Raw genomic sequence first — 18,336 nt, 5'->3', positions numbered from 1 at the left:
TTTAATGTAAGCTAATATTACATTAAAGTCAATGAGGGAGAAAAAAAACATGTTAAACAAACAGGAACTGTTGGAAAAAGACAGCAAATATCTATGGCATCAAATTTCCCCGCACAATGAAAATCCGATGATTGTTGTATCGGGAGAGGGAAGCTGGATTACGACCATTGACGGAGAGCGGTTTTTCGATGGGATGTCGGGCCTGTGGTGCGTAAACATTGGTCATGGGCGTGAAGAAATCGCCGAAGTGGCAAAAGAACAGATCAAGACGATTGCTTATGCGTCCCTTGTGCAAAGTCATGTGCCTGCCATAGAACTGGCGGCGAAAATCAACGAATGGCTGGAAGGAAATTACCGGATTTTTTATTCGAATTCGGGTTCGGACGCCAACGAAGTAGCATTCAAAATTGCCCGCCAATATCATCACCAAAACGGCGAGCCTACGCGTCATAAATTTATCTCCAGGCATCGGGCGTATCATGGCAACTCGATGGGAGCATTAGCAGCGACCGGTCAAGCACACCGAAAAATCAAATATGAACCGCTGACGCCGGGTTTCCTGCATGTCCCGCCGCCCTATTGCTACCGCTGCCCGTTTGGCAAGGAGAAAGGAAGCTGCCAGCTGGAATGCGCGCAAATTTATGATGAGGTCATGAACTGGGAAGGCGCGGAAACGGTCGCCGGCGTCATACTTGAACCTGTCATTACCGGCGGAGGGGTTATTGTGCCGCCTCCCGAGTATTTGCAAGAGGTTAGAAAAATTTGCGACAAATATGGTGTATTGATGATTGTCGATGAAGTCATCTGCGGATTTGGGCGTTCCGGAGCAAAATTCGGACACTTCAATTTTTCGGTGAAGCCGGACATCGTCACCATGGCCAAAGGCATCACAAGCGCCTATTCGCCGCTTTCCGCAACAGCGGTCCGGGCCGAAATATATCAAGCGTTCAAGCAACCGGAGGCCGACGCTCATTTCCGACACATTAATACATTCGGAGGCAATCCGGTTTCCTGTGCCATCGCCTTAAAAAATATTGAAATTCTTGAAAAAGAAAATCTGGTCGGTCAAGCAGCCAAAATGGGCAAGTTATTGGAGGAAAAACTCGCCCGATTGACCGTTCATCCGCATGTTGGGGATATCCGGGTATTTGGTTTTCTGGCCGGGATTGAATTGGTGGAAGATAAAGAAAGCAAAGAGCCAGTCTCTACCGATATCATGTTGAAGGTGCTATCGGAATGCCAAAAACAAGGACTGCTGGCAGGTAAAAACAGCGATACCGTTCCGGGATTCAACAACATCATCACATTGTCTCCGCCGTTTGTCACCTCCGAAAAAGAAATTGATTTTATCGTGGACACGCTGGATCAAGCATTGGAATGTTTAGCCGCAGCGGATAAAGTGAATATAGGGGGACGGATCGGATGAAGGTAGGATTTATCGGCCTGGGTACTATGGGGTTAAGGATGACGACGAATCTGTTAAAAAGGGGGTTTGAAGTCTATGTATACAGCCGCAGCCGCGGACCGATCGAAACGGCCGTATCCCACGGAGCTATGGAGGCCTTGAATCCGGCAGATTTGGCGGCGAAAACCGATATCGTGCTTACCTGCTTGCCTATGCCGGATACGGTGGAACAGGTATACTTCGGAGAAAACGGCATCATGGCCGGTATCCGACCGGGGATGATCCTGGCCGATCACAGCACGGTAGGTCCGGATTTGAGCCGAAAAATCGATGCGGAAGCAAGGAAAAAAGCCGTTTCCTTCATCGACGCGCCTGTAAGCGGAGGTCCGTCGGGCGCAGAGGCCGGCACCCTGACCATCATGTGCGGCGGAGATCAGCAAGCCTTGAACCGGGCCCTTCCCGTGTTTCAAGCGATGGGCCAAAAGATCATGCATATGGGGGACAGCGGCAGCGGCAGCATTACGAAACTGATTAATAATATGCTTTTCGGGGCGCATACATCCGTTCTTGCCGAAGCTCTGGTGCTTGCAGAAAAAACGGGGATTCATAAAGAAAAAATGTTCTCGGTGCTCCAATCGAGCACAGGGAACAGCGCGGCTCTTAACTGGGTTTTTCCGTTAATCGTCAACCGTGAATTTGCTCCACGCTTCAGCATTGATCTATTGCTGAAAGATATGCGCATCGCCTGTGAGGTTGCCCGTAATGAAGGGATGGTGCTGCGCGTGGCGGAAACGGCCCGGGAAGCTATTGCAGCCGCCCAGCAATCGGGGTATGGCGCCTCTGATGTGTCAGCCGTTATCCGTCCGATGGAAGACAAATACAGATTGATTGTCAAAGGGGAATCCGTATGATTATCAGCGTGCCGAGGGAAATAAAGAATAACGAAAACCGCGTAGCGATTACGCCTGCAGGGGTTTCGACGCTTGTCCAAGCCGGGCATCAGGTCAAAATCGAAACACGGGCCGGCATTGGAAGCGGATTTGCCGATGAAGATTATGCCGCAGCGGGAGCGAAGATCGTACAAACGGCGGAAGACGCTTGGGAAGCGGACATGGTTATGAAAGTAAAAGAACCGCTTCCGGAAGAATACCGTTATTTTCGCCAACATTTGATTTTATTCACCTACCTGCATCTTGCCCCGCTGCCGGATTTGACAAAAGCGCTGCTGGATAACGCAGTTACCGGCATTGCTTATGAAACCATTCAGCTGGATAACGGAGAACTGCCGCTGCTGCAGCCGATGAGCGAGGTGGCCGGACGCATGGCCGTTCAGGTCGGCGCGCATTATCTCGAAAAAGCTTCAGGGGGAAAAGGGGTGCTCCTTGGCGGAGTACCGGGCGTACTTCCTGGCCGGGTAACGATTATCGGCGGCGGCATCGTCGGGATCAACGCCGCGAAAATAGCAGCAGGCATGGGCGCGCAGGTCACGTTGCTCGACATCAACCCAAGCCGCCTCCGGTATCTGGACGAAATCTTTAACGGCCGAATCCGGTTATTGATGTCCCATCCTTATAACATCGCCCAAGCCGTAAAAGATTCGGATCTAGTGATCGGAGCCGTTCTGATTCCGGGGGCGCGATCACCCCGGCTCGTAACCGAAGAGATGGTGAAGCAAATGGAACCGGGTTCGGTCATCGTCGATGTTGCGATTGATCAGGGAGGATCGATTGAAACGATTGACCGCGCTACCACGCATGATGAGCCAACTTATACCAAGCATGGCGTCATCCATTACGCCGTGTCGAATATGCCTGGAGCTGTTGCCCGCACATCCACATTGGCGCTGGCCAACGCAACGACTCCCTATGCGCTGCAAATCGCCAACGACGGCTTTAAAGGGGCGATTGCCAAAAATAAAGCGATCGCCCGTGGAGTGAATACGCTGGATGGCAAAATTACGTTCAAAGGCGTCGCCGAAGCGCTTGGTTACCCGTTTTCGGAAGTCGAGAAAATGATAAGTGCTTGAGGCTTGAATCCGTAAGCGCCACTTTCATTGCTATCCATTCTAAAAAAAGGAGCAGCTCCGTTGAAGTGACCCCAAAAAGTTAGACTAGGTTATGTTATTAGGCAGCTTGTAAGGCATGCGTACGGTATTGAACTGGACTCATGCCTTTTAATTTTGCCTTCATTCGTTTGTGGTTATAGTAATCGATATATTTCGCTAATTCTTGTTTAAAGTGTTCCACACTTTCAAATTCCTTTAGATAGAGGAATTCGGATTTCAATATACCAAAGAAATTCTCAATTACCGCATTGTCGTAACAATTGCCTTTACGGGACATACTTTGCGTGATCTCCCTTTCTTGTAAGGCTTGACGGTATTGCTTCATCTGATAATGCCAGCCTTGATCGGAATGCAGGAGGAGTACATCGTTCTCTGACAGTCGTTCAAATGCCTTCTCCAGCATCTTCGAGACGAGGGAATAGGTTGGTCTTGAAGCGATTGTATACGCAATAATTTCTCCGTTAAATAAGTCTAAAACAGGTGACAGGTAAAGTTTTTCGCCAAATAATTTGAACTCTGTGATGTCCGTTACCCACTTCTTATTTGGTTTTTCCGCTGTAAATTGACGGTCTAAGAGATTGGGGGCAATCTTACCTATTGTCCCTTTGTAAGAACGATATTTTTTCATGCGGACAACGCACTTCAAGCTCAATTCTTTCATGATTCGCTGTACTTTTTTATGATTCACTATATAACCACGGTTCACCAATTCATCCCGAATACGACGATAACCATAACGCCCTTCATGTTCGTCAAAGATGGATTGGATCTGTTTTTTTAACTCGACATCTTGATCCGATTTCCCAAAGTTTTTCACCCAGTAATAATATGTACTACGTGGAATCCCTGCTAGCTTGAGTACTGATTTCACCGGAAATTCATGCCTTAATTCAAAGACTACTTGCGCTTTGTCTTGTTTGGTGATTTTTCCTTGCTTTGAACTAAGGCATTCAACTTTTTTAAATAAGCATTCTCCATACGTAAACGCTCTAATTCTGCTTGCAAAGCCTCTGCTGAACCTTCTGCTGGTGCAGTTTTGTTTGTTGGTTTCTGACCATCTTTTTTCATCGTTGGACGCCCCTTTTTCTTTGATTCCAGGGCCGCCCAGCCTAGTGTGTCTAAGGTATTTTGCCAATTCCAAAGAATCGATTCGGAAGACAAGTTAAATCTCGCTGCCGTTTCAATAATGGACGTCCCGTGTTCGTTCATATAGTTAATTACGTCTAGTTTATATTGGGCAGTGTATTTTGTATAGGTTTTTATAAAGGCCCCTTCTCCATGATATTGATATTTTTTCACCCAATATTGTAGTTTACTAACATGTACACCGATTTCCTGTGCGATTGTTTGATAACCTGTATGTCCTTCTAAATATCGTTTGACCGCTTTTATTTTTTCTGCTGCTGTAAATTTAGCCAAAAGAAAAGCACCTCCAATTGTTAGATGTGTGTCTAACAATTGGGGTGCAGTTCACCGTTCGAGTCCGCTCCTTTTTGTGTACGCTGAGAAACGGATGAAGTTCATCCGTTTGTATTCATCAACAATGGCCTCTCTTCTTCCTTTTCGCTTCCAATCTGATCCATCTGAAAGCAGCGAACGTAATGGTTGTCGCCAGCCATCGTCAATTCCGGAACTCCCGTCCGGCATGTCGTTGTATGGTACGGGCATTTGGCCATATAGGGACATGCGCCCGACCAGCCAAGCACACTTTCCAGCAGATCGCTTCCGTCCGATTTTTTGGGGAACCCGTAGTAATCGGCCAATGGCCCTTGCAAGGTAAGAATCGATCCCAAGAGCTCTCTCGTAAACGGATGGCAGGGGTTCCGAAATAACGTTTTCGTATCCCCCATCTCCACAATCCTTCCTTGATAAAGCACAGCCACGTCATCGCAAAGATAAGAGACGATATCCAGGTTGTGGGTAATAAATAAGTAAGTTAGTCCCAACTGCTCCTGCAAATGCTTAAGCAAGTTGATGATTTGTGATTTTACGGAAACATCGAGGGCGGATACCGGTTCGTCAAGCACCAGAAATTCCGGTTCTACCGACAACGCTCTGGCGATTCCTGCCCGTTGTCTTTGTCCACCCGATAATTCATGGGGAAACCGGTTTGCATAACTGGCGCTTAAACCTACCAATTCCAGCAATTCCCCGATTCGGCTGTTCAATTGTTGTTGGCTTGTCACCTTTTTAAAACGCCATAAGGGGATCGCCAACTGTTCACCGATCATCTGCCGGGGATTAAAGGCCGAAGCCGAATCCTGAAAGACGATTTGTATTTTCTGCCGGAAACGAGTCAGTTCTTTGCCGGACAGGCCGACTAAATCTATTCCGTCATAAACTATTTTGCCTGAGGTAGGCTTGATAAGCCGCAGAAGCATTCGTCCTACTGTACTTTTGCCTGACCCGGATTCTCCGATCAATCCGAACGAAGTTCCCCGGCGAATCGAGAAACTGACGCCATCCACTGCCTTTGTTGCTTTTTTCTTCAGCATTCCTTGGAAATAGGTTTTGGAAAGCTCCTGCACCTCGATAAGCGGTTTTTCATGAACGGGCAAATATCTCAACTGCTGAACATTCTGCATGACGTTACCCCCTTTTCCAGCATCGCACTTCTGCAGTATGACTGATCTTCACCATTTCGGGCTTCTCTTTCCGGCAAATGGCTTCGACTTCCGGACACCGATCGGCAAAATGGCACCCTGGCGGCAAATGCGCCAAGGAAGGAGGCGCCCCCTCAATTTGAACCAGCTTTTGTTTTTCTTTACCTGAAAAAATCCACTGGGTACTGGGAATACAAGCCAACAAGCTTCTTGTATACGGATGGGCAGGAGACTGTAACAATTCCTCAAGCGAACCTTGCTCCACAATCTGTCCCGCATACATGACAGCCACTTTTTGGGCCAATCTGGCCACCACGCCAAAATCATGCGTGATCAATAAAATCGCAGTCCCCGTCTCCTTATTGATCTTTTCAAACAGTTCGATAATTTGCAGCTGCACGGTGGGATCAAGCGCTGTTGTCGGTTCATCGGCAATGATAAGGGATGGTTCGCAGGACAGCGCCATGGCAATGACCGCTCTTTGGCGCAATCCTCCGCTTAAACGGTGGGCATACGAGGAAAACATTTTTTCGGGAGCAGGCATTCCCACCTGAGACAATAATTCGAGGCTTCGCTTTTTCGCCGCTTGCGATGACAGCCCTTTTTTCTCGCGAAGCAATTCCATCAACTGCGATCCGATGGTATAGGAAGGGTCCAAGGCCGTCATTGCGTTTTGAAAAACCATGGCCATACCATTTCCTCGGATCTCTCTCATTTTTTTTTCGGATAACGTAAACAGTTTTTCCCCCTGGAACATGACACTGCCTTCCAATTTTTGCAGCAAGTGAGAAGGGATCATATTCATTATGGAAGAAATCATCATCGTCTTTCCCGAACCGGATTCGCCGACAACAGCCATAATTTCTCCCTGGTCGATCGTAAATGAAACGCGATCCACCGCCTTCACCGTGCCGTCCGCAGTCGTCAGATATGCAGATAAATTTTGAACGTCCAAAAGCCGGTTCTTTTTCCGATCTTCCAAGATGTTTGAAATGGCCATGCAGCACCCTCCTCTCGTATTTATTCCACGGTCGACACCATGCGCCGTTTCTTGCCGCTCGCAGCCGTAATGCGCTGAGGATCCAGGGCATCACGAAGACCATCTCCAAGCAGGCTGAATGCCAAAGATACAATCAGAATCATCAATCCCGGAAATAACGTGACATGGGGCGCACCCTGCATAAGAACCGTCCTTCCGTCACTGGTCATTCGACCCCAGTCCGCATCAGGGGGCTGTACGCCCAAACCAAAAAAACTCAGACCTGCGATAGTAATGATCGTCACCCCTGTTAACGTTGTGGCATACACAACAAGAGAAGTCAGAACATTGGGCAGCAATTGGCGGAAAAGAACGTGCATACCGCCGGCACCCAGAGCTATCGCAGATTCGATATACTCTTTTTGGCACTCGATGACCGTATCGGTATATACCACTCGCGTCATATAAGGAATTCGCACAATCACCATGGCCAGCATGACATTAAACAACCCCGTCCCCAGAATCGCAGTGATGGCAATGGACAAAAGCACAGCCGGAAAGGCAAAAAAGATATCCAGCACCCGCATAATGGTTTCTCCGATAAAACCGCGATAATATCCCGCTACTATCCCCAACAGCAAACTGATCACAGCCGAAATAACGACGGGAACGACAGCCGAAATCAAGGACAACCGGCCACCCCAAAGCAGCCTGCTCAGGATATCTCTCCCTTGATCATCCAGCCCCAAGAGGTGTCCCGGAGTTCCCGGCGGAGCTAACCGAAGGCTGCCATCTCCATCATTGGGGGGATAGGGAGCAATCCAGGGAGCCAGCAAGGAAGCAACGGTAATGAGCAAAATCACCGCAGCGGCCGTCATGGCCACTTTATTCCGGTAAAACAGGGCAAGAACCAAGTGCCATGTCGATCGACGCTCCTTACGGATCGCTTGCATAAAATCGCTCCTTTCTTGGATAAGCGAATAGTTGTTAAATCGAATCCCGCAGCTTCGGATTTATCGCCATGTTGATGATGTCGATCATTAAATTAACGAGCACAAAGGCGACTGCAATCATCAGAATGCCTGCCTGAATCACGGGATAATCTTTGGCGGTGATGGCGATATAGATCCGCTGGCCAAGACCCGGCCAGGCAAATACCACTTCGCTGAATAATGCTCCTCCCATGATATAACCGATCTGCAGCCCGGTAATATTCAAAATGGGCGAGAAGGCGTTGCGCAATACATGCCGTGTCGTATTGGTAAAGGAGGATAATCCGAAGGATTGGAAAAAGCGCACGTATTCTTTTTGCTGAATCTCGATGATTACACTTCGCGTGATCCGGGCAATGACGGCCGTAGAAACGGTGGCCGTAGCCACGGACGGAAGGATCAGATGAAGCAGAAGATCCGGAATCCCGCCCGGGTTGCGCAAATTGTACATTCCGCTTACCGGCAAAATACCTAAATAAATCGAGAAAAACCACATCAACATCAGCGCCAGCCAAAAAACGGGCATGCTTGCTCCGATTAATGCCCATCCCGAACTGATACGGTCAAACCAGGAATCCTTCTTCAGCCCGGCAATGATCCCTGTCATGCCGCCGATCAAAGTACACACCAGCATACTTCCGATGGTTAGTATGATCGTGTTGCCCAGCTTCGGCAGTAACAAGTCGGCGACCGGTACGTGCAGAGCGATGGACTTGCCGAAATCGCCTTGCAGCACTTTAAGAAGCCAATGAACATACTGCACATAAAGCGGCTGATCGAATCCCATGTCTTTTCGGAGCTGCTCTACAGCTTCCTGCGTGGCTTCCGTCCCCAGCATCGTTCTTACGGGATCGCCCGGAATCAGTTGAATCAGAATAAAAACAACGATGGAAACTCCAAAAAGGATCGGTATCGTCATGAAGGTTCGCAAAACCAAATAACGCAGCATCCTCTCTCCGCCTTTCTACGTGGAAGGGGGCTCCAAGCCCGGAGTCCCCTTAATCACTTAATTATGGATGGATACTTGCACCAGATCATACCATTCTTCCGATGGGGAAATAAATCCTTTAACATTCGGGGAAACGACATAAGGCGCGGTATCATTTACAATCGGGGCAAAAGCCGCATCCTCCATAATCATCTCCTCCGCCTGCTTCCAATATTTGATCGCTTCATCCGGATTGATGGCGTGTGTGGCCATATCCATCAATTGATCGGCTTCTTTATTTACATATTGTCCGGAGTTGAAACCTCCGGGCGCTTTAAACGCAGAGTGCGCCACCATGGCCAGGAAGTAAGGCGCTGTCCGGCCTGACGAAAATTGATTCATCCCCACCTCTGGAGGCATGCCGTTCGTGAAATTGTTGACATATTGAATCCATTCCGAAGTCTGGATCTTCAGTTTGATTCCCACTTTAGCCAAATCTCTTTGAATCCATTCCGCCATCGGAAGAGGCAGCAATTGTCCCGATCCATCGATGGAAGTCATAAAGGTCGTTTCAAAACCGTCCGGCAAACCGGCCTGCGCCAACAATTGTTTTGCTTTTTCCGGATCGTATTCATACCATTTTTTATTCGGATCAAAAGCTTCATGACCTCGGGACTGTATTGTGTAAGCCGGTTTTGCCGTTCCCTTCAACAGTTCATTGGCAATGCCTTCCCTGTTAATCGCATAGTTAATCGCTTGTCTGACTTCTTTCTTCTGCATGATCGGGTTGGTAAAGTTAAAGACAATGTACCATACATGCGGAGGCAGACCGGAGACCACCTGAAATCCTTGCTTCTTCAGCCCTTCGAGAGAATCGGGGGGCGGTACGGCGATGACGTCAACCTCTCCATTTTGCAAAGCTGTTACCCTTGCTGCCGGATCAGGCAGCGGGCGGAAAATAACTTTGTCCAACTTTGCTTTTTCTCCCCAATACTCCTCATTTCGAACCAATTCGACTTTTTCACCGCGTACCCGAGTGGAAAATTTGAAAGGCCCTGTCCCGCTTGGATGTTCACCCAATCCATCATTGCCATACTTTTTAACGGCCTCCGGGCTGATAATCTGGAAAGAGTTAATTTGGGCCAGCATTCGGGGGAAAGTGGAAAAGGGTTCCTTCAACGTAATGTCGATCGTTTGGGGATCGATCACTTTCACGGAATCGTAAAAGCGCCAAGTTCTAAACGTTTTACTGGCGGCGATTTTATCATAGTATTGGAAGCTTTCGTCCGTCAGACGCCTGACGTTAAATTCGACCGCAGCCGCATCAAAAGGTGTTCCGTCATGGAATTTGACATTTTCCCGCAAGGTGAACGTGTAGGTTTTGCCGTCCGGCGATACTTCCCACTTGGTCGCCAGGGCCGGTTTTAATGCCGGAACAGGCGCCGCTTGCGAATCTTTAGACAAATCTTCCTCGACTAAGGACTCATATATTTGATGATTGACCCGCATCGTTACCCAGCCTTGACCCCGATGCGGATCGAGTTGGTCGTATTCCGATTCCGTTCCGATGATCAAAGTCCCGCCGGCTTGCTGCGCACCATCGGATGGACTTGAGGACGACGGTGAATCGGTACAGGCAGTAACAGCAAACATACAAATGAATATTGTAATCAGAACGGACCGCGAATATTTTTTCATCTCAAATCCCCCCTTTTTGTGAAAGCTTCCGTAGCTATCCTTACAGCAGTTCTATATAAGAGTTCGGTTCCCAATGAAATGTCTTCTATACTTGAAAACTCTTTCGGATTATGGCTAATCCCTTCTTTACAGCGGACAAATATCATAGCGTAATCGGTGACATAGGACATGATCAACGCATCGTGAGCAGGTCCGCTCATCAGTTCGGGACAATCCAGCCCCATTCGTTCCCCTTCTTCATTTATGATCGATTTGATCCACTCTGCACAATACCTTGGCTCGCTATTATTATCTTCGGTGATCGAATAGGTCAATCCGTGTTCTTGGGCAATGGCTTCGATCTTTTCTCTCAGTCGCTTCTCGTTCTCATCCCGCTTGCCCTGATCGATATCCCGCAAATCAATCGTGAATTTGACTTTTTCAGGTATAATATTTCTCGAGTCCGGAAAGACCTGTATATTCCCTACCGTCCCAACGGCTTTAGAATCAGGGCTCGGCTTCACAATATCGTTCAGCGCAGCAATCACTTTTGCCGCACCTACCAAAGCATCCTTTCTCAGCGGCATCGGTACCGATCCGGCGTGTCCGGCGGTTCCCGTCATTTCCACCGTCAACCACAGCAGACCGGCAATTCCCGTAACAATCCCCACAGGACGATCCAGCGATTCCAACACGGGCCCTTGCTCAATGTGCAATTCCAAATAGGCGCCGATGTTCTCGGCGGCATATTCCGATTCTGCAAATTTAGCCGGATCGCCGCCAAATTCGATCAAAGCCTGCCTCCTTGTGATCCCGTTTTTATCTGTCCTATCCAATTCTCCAGGTTCCAATCGCCCCAAAATACCTCTCGAACCAAAAAAACCGTTATTAAAGCGGCAGCCCTCCTCATCGCAAAAAGCCGCGACTTCAATGGGCACTTCCGGTACAATCCCGTTTTCCTTCATCGTCTGGACCGCCTCAATCGCACCTAATACGCCGACCACTCCGTCAAATCTGCCGCCATAGGGCTGAGAGTCAATATGCGACCCCATCATGAGTATGGGAGCATGCGGATTCTTTCCCTCCAGACGTCCGATTACATTGCCGAAATGATCGATTCGCGAGACCATCCCCGCCTCTTCCATCCATGCTTTGACTAATTCCACTCCTTGGCGGTACTCTTGGGATAGAGCCAAACGGCATACTCCTGTATCGCCTATCCGGCCAATCTGTCCCAGCTCCGTAATCCTCTTTTCAATCCTCGAACGATTTATAGCAACTTGGTATTCAGTGGTTGACATCAGACTCACCTCGCATGATCCTAAGTTGGTGACAATAAAACTTTGCGGTATTGAATTGATTCCTAATGGAGTCCGACAGTGCGGCTAAATCCCATAAAGTGCTTCGATATCGGATGATGTCGTCATGTTTCATTTCACCCCCAAGTAATTTCCACTATTATATGTTATGTTATATTATATTACATTAAATAAATGAAATCACTATACAAAATGGTTAAATATTCCGTTTTCCATTGTACAATTTGCATATCCATCAAGAAAGTTACGTTAAATCGAGTTATATTATATGACATTATTGAGGTATAATTGGATTATATGTAATATAATATAACATAATATAAATGAAAATAAGGGAAGCGGCGGAGTCAATGAAGTGACCATCGAGATATTCGAGAAGAACCTGGGCACCAACCTCAGGGAATCCAGCGAAGGTCTCTTGGAGGTATCATTTCGCTGCTGCTTTGCTAATATCTAACTCAGAATGTACGTTCTACAAACAAAAAAGCACGGCGTATCTCAATATCAAGATCGCCATGCTTTATTTGATTCACGTTATGAAATGGGGAAACTTTTCGGGGGCTTTTCGAATTTCCTGTATCAATTGGAGTCTGCGATAGTATTCCGCCAAGTTTCGATCATAGTAGTTTTCATACAAGCAATTGAAGCAGTCGGCATCGACGACGCCGTTTTTCTATCCAATGCAGCGGTTTCAAGCACGCTCAACGAATCCTATACTTCGTTACCCAAATCAAACGTCATGAGGTCACGTCCAACCGTGATCGTTCCGTTAAAAATGTCTCTCATACCCTTCATATATTCCTGCTCGGCATTCTCGTTAGCCGCAGGCGCCGGAATATGATGAGTAAGCACGAGATGCTTGACCCCTGCTTGCTTCGCAATTTCGGCTGCCTCCAATGTGGTGGTATGATACTTGGCCGGATTAGAGAGCGCTTTGTCATAATCTGGGTATTTATGAATTAATTCGTCTAACCATTCTTTGTTATAAGCTTCGTGCACCAAGAGATCAACGCCTTGGCTTTGCCTAATCATATTGGACACAGGGATCGTATCTCCGGAAATAACAACCGATTTCCCGTTGAATTCAAATTTGTACGCAACCGCCGGATAGACCGGACGATGATCCACTTCAAAGGCTGTAATCTTAATCCCGTCCTGATCATAGACGACGCCTTCATTTCTTTCAGTATATTCAATCCGTGCTCCTGCTTCATCCGACAGATTGTAACTTACCCGCAGCTTCACATCGAACTCAAACGATTCCCTCATTTTACCAATGATTTCTTTAGTCGTTTCAGGTCCGTATACATGCATAGGCGTTGAGCGTCCTTCGAATACACGCTCCGGGGTAATATGCGTCCTCCAGCTTGTAATAAAGACATCGAAAAAACCGCCATTGTGATCATAGTGATGATGGGTGAACAAAACGTCGGAAATCCGTTGCGGCATGACACCCGCTTTAATCAATTGATCCACAACGCCACCGCCGCAGTCGACTAAAAAGGTTTTATTTCCCGCTAATACGGCGACTCCCGGCTTAGCCCTTCCGTAGAAGGCTCGAGGCGAACCCGTACCCAATAAAATAACTTTTAAATGCTCATGAAACTCAGGCTGCAGATTCTCCTGTGGTTGAATTAGCATGTTGATTCCTCCATTGATTTATTCTGTTTATCGATTAAATGAAACGTCTTCTATCGCGGTAAATATGACTAAAGATTGGACATAAACGCATTGGAATCGTTAATCGTCACTCGTTTTTTCTCGTATTGAATGATTCCTTTTTCGTTCCACTTATTTAATGTTTCCGTAATCGTCTGTCTGCTGCACCCGATGATGTAGGAGATTTCTTCATGACTTAGCGGCAAGCTCACATGAATTTTGTTCTGCTTCTGTACACCCAGTTGGGTAAGAAAATGGGCCAGCCTCCAAGCCACAGGCCTGGAAATCAACGTTTCCACGAACTGTTGGGTATACAGCAGTCGACGCGCATTGGAAACCGTTAATGCATACAGAACATCGGGCCGGCTTAACGTCAAGCTCGTAAATTGAGATGCGGGAACCAGCAGCACTTCGCTTTCCAAGATGCACCGTGCGTACCGTTGCCGCCGTTGGCCGGTCAGCACTTCGGCGGCACCGAAAACTTCACCCGTGTTGCGCAAAAACAAGGTGATATTTTGTCCTTCCTGAGCCGACTGTGAGATTTTGACAAGACCCGATCGAACAAAATAAACGTCCTGACTTTCCTCGTCTTCCCTGAAAATAAATTCATTCTTTTTGAATTTCCGCAAAACCCCGTTTTCTTCAAAGAGTTCGGCCAAAATATGTTCTTCTTTCCGTTCATTGATCATGTTGTTGTCACCTCGTATAACGAATCCGATAATCCATAGTTATCATATTGGTATTATAGTGTATGTTTTGTTATAAAACAGTCGGATACCCGACAAAAATCAAACAATTTTAAAAAAGCTTCAACGCAAATAGATCGGGGCGCACAACAAATCGAAAAAAATCTACTTCTTCACAAAGAAAATACCCGGTAAGGAAATGGCTGTATTCGTTATTGAATTATCGCACCCATTGTGGAATAAGAATCAAAGTCTTATGTTAAAAAAACTTAAACTTTGCATCGAAAGGTTGGGAGTAGACATGGGATTATGGAGTAAAGAGCAGTTGCGTCAGTTTATTAAAGAAAACAATCTGGTAACGGCTCAAGATGCGCAGAATGCACTGAAGGAATTGTTTGCTGAGACGATCCAGGAAATGCTCGAAGCGGAGATGGACACCCACCTCGGCTACGAAAAAAACGACGTCAAAAACAAGCTGATCTGAAGCCGATCTATAAAGCGGTGACGGAGGAGATGGCGCTTGTGGAGCTGGATCGTTTCGAGGAAACATGGGGCGCTAAATATCCGCTCATCATCCGTTCGTGGCGCAGCAATTGGGACGAGCTGGCTACCTTCTTCAAGTACCCTCCATGAAGGTGCGAACGTTTAGGCGAATCTCCTCCACAGTGTGGTAGAAGACATTGTTAATGACATCAGCCTTCAGCCATTTCCAAAGACCTTCAACGATATTGAGTTGTGGGCTGTAAGGTGGCAGAAAGACCAGTTTGACTCTTCCGTTCATTTCGCTCAGAAACGGTACAAATCACGACAAATCCCATGAAAATCATTGATCGTCTGTGCATCAGATTGTAATTGGGATCATTAGTTCAACTTATATAGCTTGATTCCCTTTCAGTATATATACGTGTATATATTATTACTCTGCATTTATCAACAGCATTTTCCTCCAACATTTTTCCTCACCCAAAATAAATACAGGCGGCATATACATGTGTATATGCCGCCTGTATTGTCATATCAAGAAAAAGGGGCTCATTAGTTTCAGTTATTAATCATACCCGAGTTAACACTTGCTGTAGCCGCAGTTGCTGCAATTTTTGCAGCCCTCGCTGTTGATCAGTGAGGCGGAGCCGCAGGACGGGCACAGGTCAAGGGATGTGGCTGCGCTGCGGGTTACTGCATATTGAGCTGTTGTCTCCTGGACGACTTCCTGGGTGGCGGTGACGTAGTTTTCCGCGCTGTCGGAGAAATTGACGTGCATTTCAAGCGCTTGGGCGACGGCGTCGGCAATCGATTCGACGCGGTTGGCGCCGAACCCGATCGCGCCGGAGCCGCCGATGCCCTTCAGGTGCTTGATTAAAAGCTGCACCTTGTTGCCGTGGTCGCCGTAGCGAAGGAACAATGAGCAGACGCGGCCGAGCGCTTCGGACATCGCGAATACATCGGAACCGGCCTTGCCCACGTTCAGGAAAATCTCGCTCGGGCTTCCATCCATATCGTTAATCGTGATATAAGCCATGCCGAAAGGCGTATTGAACTTGTAGGTTGCGCCGCGGAGAGCTTGCGGACGGCGTTTGTACTGCTTGTCGAACACCTGCTCCGTCTTCGCGTCGATATTCACAGCCAACGATTGGGTGAGGCCGGTCAAGGAGGATTGTTCCTTCGCATTGACTGCATCTGCAGCAGGAGCTGCTTGCGTTTCCGTTCCCTTTGCTTCCTCAGCCTTATCGTCCTTCTTGTCTGTGCTGAGCACCTGTACGTCGCGGCTTCCGTCACGGTAGATGGTTACGCCTTTACAACCCAAATCAAAGGCGAGCTCGTACAGACGCTTCGTTTCTTCCACCGTAAAGTCGGCAGGGCAGTTGGCCGTTTTGGAGATAGAGCTATCCACCCATTTTTGAATGGCGGCTTGTACACGAATATGATCTTCTGCGGACAAGTCCATCGCAGTGACGAAATAATCCGGCAGCTCCTCGTTCGGGTGCTGATCCTTCCACTGCTGCGCAATCGGCACATATTGCTTGTCGAAGCCCAGACGGCTTTGACGGTAATATTCAAACGCAAAGTAAGGCTCGATCCCGGTCGATGTGCCAACCATCGTACCCGTGCTTCCGGTAGGCGCCTGCGTAATGACCGTGACATTGCGCATCCCCTTCTTCTTGATGGCTGCGCCGACTTCCGGGTAAACAGAGGTCATCGTCTTCATAAAACCGCTTTGCAGGAACAGTTCTGTGTCAAAATGCTTGAAGGAGCCCTTTTCTTCCGCAATATCTGCGGATGCGAGATATGCTTCCTTCGCAATAAAGCCATAAAGCTTATCAAGAAACATCAGCGATTCCGTGCTGCCGTAACGGATGTTCAGCTTGATCATCAGCTCGGCGAGACCCATGGAGCCAAGGCCTATGCGGCGTTCTCCCTGTTGGTTGATCCGATTCTCTTCAAAATGGTAAGGCGTTTTGTCAATGACATTATCCAAGAACCGTGTCGAATAACGGACCACCGTCGCCAGCTCGTCCCAAGCCACATCATGTTTTTCTTCGTCGTAAAACTTGGACAGGTTGATTGCCGACAGGTTGCAGACTCCCCAAGCCGGAAGCCCCTGCTCCCCGCAAGGATTTGTACATATGATCGGATTGAAATACCAGCTGTTGGACATCTGGTTGTAGTATTCCATGAATACGACGCCCGGTTCCGCGGATTTCCAGGCGGATTCGATAATCGTATGCCACACGTCGCGGGCCTTCACCGTACGGTAATGAATAATGTTCTTACCCGCTTTTCTCCACTTCTCCAGATCCCCGTCCCAAATCTCGTTATATTCAGGGTCCGTCGTGTCCGGGTACACCAATTCCCAATCCAAATCTTCCTTCACGGCTTTCATGAAGCCGTTGCTGACGCATACGGACAAATTGGCATTCGTAATTTGCCCCATCGTTTGTTTGACGGTAATAAAATCCAATACGTCAGGGTGCCAATCATTCATCATCAGCATCAGCGCGCCGCGGCGGCTGCCACCCTGCTCGATCAAGCCCGTTGTATAGCTGAACAGTCCGCCCCAGGAAACGGCGCCGCTTGAAGACCCGTTGACTCCCCTGACAATGGAACGGCGCGGACGGAGAGAGGATAAATTAATCCCTACACCGCCGCCCCGGGCCATAATTTCGGTCATCTCGGACAGCGTGGCCATAATTCCTCCACGGCTGTCATGCGGAGAAGGAATTACATAACAATTGAAAAGCGTCAGCTCATCGCTAGCATCGGCGCCTGCGGCAATCCGTCCGCCGGGTACAAGCTTCCAGTCGTCCAGAATGTACCGGAACTTTTCGGTCCATTCGGCTTGTTTCTCCGGAGTCGCTTCCACAGAAGCCATAGCAGTGGCCAAACGGTCCCACATTTGCTGAGGCGTTTTTTCCAAGGTTAATGTAAGCTTCTCTACAGAGGAATCGACAACCTCACCGCTGCGCAGCTTGACTTTGACCTGTCTCCCGTTACGCTCGATGACTTCGCCGACTTCCTTGGCAGGAAATTTAGGGTCGTCCTTTGTCAGCACCAATACTGTATCTCCAACCTTCGTTTGACTGGTATCCGCATTCTTCATCGCGTAGCGATCCAGAAAAATTTTCTCGCTTAAGCCTTCCAATTTGGTCTCCTGCATGGTCTTCAAAACAATAACCTCCCGGAATATATTCAAAAAGATGAATCACAATATATGGTATGTAGGATCCATTATACAATACAATATATAGTGTTTCTAATACAAAAAAAACGAAATTGGCGATTTAGTCCAAGCACGCTGGCGGAAAGCTTCCTTTTTCTCTCTATAGCTCTCTTTTTCATCTCTAAAATTTTCACCATTTTCGACAAAACATTCAATTTTTCTTCATAAAAAAGGGTCTTAAGCCCCTGTTACAAATTCGATTGAAATCCGACAGGGCGGCAATCCGCAGGCGGTTTTGACAATCGATCGGCGGATTGCTAGTCTAGAAATAGTGTATCATGTTCGCTGAATTTATGCAAACATAT

The 18,336-nt window shown here is 47.8% G+C and carries 13 protein-coding genes and 3 pseudogenes; 5 read left to right on the top strand and 11 right to left on the bottom strand.

From position 1 onward, the window contains the following. Positions 1-49: 49 nt before the first annotated feature. The 3 genes from IJ22_RS03545 to ald are packed head-to-tail and all read left to right on the top strand — an operon-like array spanning position 50 to position 3,431. Positions 50-1,426 carry an aspartate aminotransferase family protein gene (locus tag IJ22_RS03545; protein WP_082660654.1) on the top strand — a complete coding sequence of 459 codons (1,377 nt, stop codon included), beginning with the start codon at positions 50-52 and terminating at the stop codon, positions 1,424-1,426. Further along, a complete protein-coding gene (locus IJ22_RS03540; protein ID WP_062407282.1) occupies positions 1,423-2,316 on the top strand; it encodes an NAD(P)-dependent oxidoreductase in 894 nt (297 codons plus the stop codon). The genes IJ22_RS03545 and IJ22_RS03540 overlap by 4 nt, the downstream gene beginning before the upstream one ends. Further along, a complete protein-coding gene (gene ald / locus IJ22_RS03535; protein ID WP_054817989.1) occupies positions 2,313-3,431 on the top strand; it encodes an alanine dehydrogenase in 1,119 nt (372 codons plus the stop codon). The genes IJ22_RS03540 and ald overlap by 4 nt, the downstream gene beginning before the upstream one ends. A gap of 97 nt (positions 3,432-3,528) precedes the next feature. On the opposite strand, the gene IJ22_RS25585 is transcribed toward ald, so the two are convergent. The 9 genes from IJ22_RS25585 to IJ22_RS03485 all read right to left on the bottom strand — a co-directional run bounded on the left by IJ22_RS25585 (position 3,529) and on the right by IJ22_RS03485 (position 14,316). After that, a protein-coding gene (locus IJ22_RS25585) for an IS3 family transposase (RefSeq protein ID WP_137670821.1) occupies positions 3,529-4,889 on the bottom strand; the annotation gives its coding sequence in 2 pieces (ribosomal slippage) (positions 3,529-4,433 and positions 4,433-4,889; 1,362 coding nt in all). A 101-nt stretch (positions 4,890-4,990) separates the two neighbouring features. Further along, the gene (locus IJ22_RS03520; protein ID WP_062407277.1) at positions 4,991-6,055 is read right to left on the bottom strand and encodes an oligopeptide/dipeptide ABC transporter ATP-binding protein; all 1,065 of its coding nucleotides are present in this window, start codon (positions 6,053-6,055) and stop codon (positions 4,991-4,993) included. Positions 6,056-6,059: 4 nt separating this feature from the next. Beyond that, positions 6,060-7,073 (bottom strand): ABC transporter ATP-binding protein, encoded by a 1,014-nt coding sequence (locus IJ22_RS03515; RefSeq protein WP_062407275.1) that lies wholly within the window; start codon positions 7,071-7,073, stop codon positions 6,060-6,062. A 20-nt stretch (positions 7,074-7,093) separates the two neighbouring features. Then, positions 7,094-8,005, bottom strand: coding sequence for an ABC transporter permease (locus IJ22_RS03510; protein ID WP_074730088.1), 912 nt, complete (start codon positions 8,003-8,005; stop codon positions 7,094-7,096). 34 nt (positions 8,006-8,039) lie between these two features. Further along, positions 8,040-8,993, bottom strand: coding sequence for an ABC transporter permease (locus IJ22_RS03505; protein ID WP_054817994.1), 954 nt, complete (start codon positions 8,991-8,993; stop codon positions 8,040-8,042). Between the two features lie 57 nt (positions 8,994-9,050). After that, positions 9,051-10,670: an ABC transporter substrate-binding protein gene (locus IJ22_RS03500; RefSeq protein ID WP_062407273.1), complete on the bottom strand. Its 1,620-nt coding sequence runs from the start codon at positions 10,668-10,670 to the stop codon at positions 9,051-9,053. Then, positions 10,667-11,950, bottom strand: coding sequence for a M20 family metallo-hydrolase (locus tag IJ22_RS03495; protein ID WP_062407271.1), 1,284 nt, complete (start codon positions 11,948-11,950; stop codon positions 10,667-10,669). The genes IJ22_RS03500 and IJ22_RS03495 overlap by 4 nt, the downstream gene beginning before the upstream one ends. A gap of 729 nt (positions 11,951-12,679) precedes the next feature. Beyond that, positions 12,680-13,609, bottom strand: coding sequence for an MBL fold metallo-hydrolase (locus IJ22_RS03490; RefSeq protein WP_062407269.1), 930 nt, complete (start codon positions 13,607-13,609; stop codon positions 12,680-12,682). Positions 13,610-13,677: 68 nt separating this feature from the next. Beyond that, positions 13,678-14,316, bottom strand: a complete 639-nt coding sequence (locus IJ22_RS03485; RefSeq protein ID WP_054818001.1) for a Crp/Fnr family transcriptional regulator — start codon at positions 14,314-14,316, stop codon at positions 13,678-13,680. 298 nt (positions 14,317-14,614) lie between these two features. Between IJ22_RS03485 and IJ22_RS03480 the strand changes: the two are divergent. Together IJ22_RS03480 and IJ22_RS25580 are read left to right on the top strand one after the other, a co-directional pair. Then, positions 14,615-14,791: pseudogene (locus IJ22_RS03480) on the top strand (IS256 family transposase); the annotation flags it as partial. Continuing rightward, positions 14,785-14,943: pseudogene (locus IJ22_RS25580) on the top strand (transposase); the annotation flags it as partial. The pseudogenes IJ22_RS03480 and IJ22_RS25580, both read left to right, overlap by 7 nt. Here IJ22_RS25580 and IJ22_RS25575 read toward each other — a convergent pair. Next, positions 14,930-15,109, bottom strand: a pseudogene (locus IJ22_RS25575) (transposase); the annotation flags it as partial. The pseudogenes IJ22_RS25580 and IJ22_RS25575 sit on opposite strands and share 14 nt — an antisense overlap. A gap of 267 nt (positions 15,110-15,376) precedes the next feature. Then, complete coding sequence (locus IJ22_RS03475) at positions 15,377-17,977, bottom strand: adenosylcobalamin-dependent ribonucleoside-diphosphate reductase (protein WP_062407267.1); 2,601 nt, start codon at positions 17,975-17,977, stop codon at positions 15,377-15,379. Between the last annotated feature and the right edge of the window lie 359 nt (positions 17,978-18,336).

Origin of the sequence: Paenibacillus naphthalenovorans (assembly GCF_001465255.1) — a bacterium.
GTDB lineage: Bacteria > Bacillota > Bacilli > Paenibacillales > NBRC-103111 > Paenibacillus_G > Paenibacillus_G naphthalenovorans.
The sequence above is the reverse complement of the archived record's forward strand: the minus strand, read 5'-3'. Positions and strand labels throughout refer to the sequence as shown.

What these genes read in the sequence shown, in the direction of transcription:
- IJ22_RS03545 (WP_082660654.1), top strand. Translation starts at nt 50, where the DNA reads ATGTTAAACAAACAGGAACTGTTGGAAAAAGACAGCAAATATCTATGG.
- IJ22_RS03540 (WP_062407282.1), top strand. Translation starts at nt 1,423, where the DNA reads ATGAAGGTAGGATTTATCGGCCTGGGTACTATGGGGTTAAGGATGACG.
- ald (WP_054817989.1), top strand. Translation starts at nt 2,313, where the DNA reads ATGATTATCAGCGTGCCGAGGGAAATAAAGAATAACGAAAACCGCGTA.
- IJ22_RS03520 (WP_062407277.1), bottom strand. Translation starts at nt 6,055, where the DNA reads ATGCAGAATGTTCAGCAGTTGAGATATTTGCCCGTTCATGAAAAACCG.
- IJ22_RS03515 (WP_062407275.1), bottom strand. Translation starts at nt 7,073, where the DNA reads ATGGCCATTTCAAACATCTTGGAAGATCGGAAAAAGAACCGGCTTTTG.
- IJ22_RS03510 (WP_074730088.1), bottom strand. Translation starts at nt 8,005, where the DNA reads ATGCAAGCGATCCGTAAGGAGCGTCGATCGACATGGCACTTGGTTCTT.
- IJ22_RS03505 (WP_054817994.1), bottom strand. Translation starts at nt 8,993, where the DNA reads ATGCTGCGTTATTTGGTTTTGCGAACCTTCATGACGATACCGATCCTT.
- IJ22_RS03500 (WP_062407273.1), bottom strand. Translation starts at nt 10,670, where the DNA reads ATGAAAAAATATTCGCGGTCCGTTCTGATTACAATATTCATTTGTATG.
- IJ22_RS03495 (WP_062407271.1), bottom strand. Translation starts at nt 11,950, where the DNA reads ATGTCAACCACTGAATACCAAGTTGCTATAAATCGTTCGAGGATTGAA.
- IJ22_RS03490 (WP_062407269.1), bottom strand. Translation starts at nt 13,609, where the DNA reads ATGCTAATTCAACCACAGGAGAATCTGCAGCCTGAGTTTCATGAGCAT.
- IJ22_RS03485 (WP_054818001.1), bottom strand. Translation starts at nt 14,316, where the DNA reads ATGATCAATGAACGGAAAGAAGAACATATTTTGGCCGAACTCTTTGAA.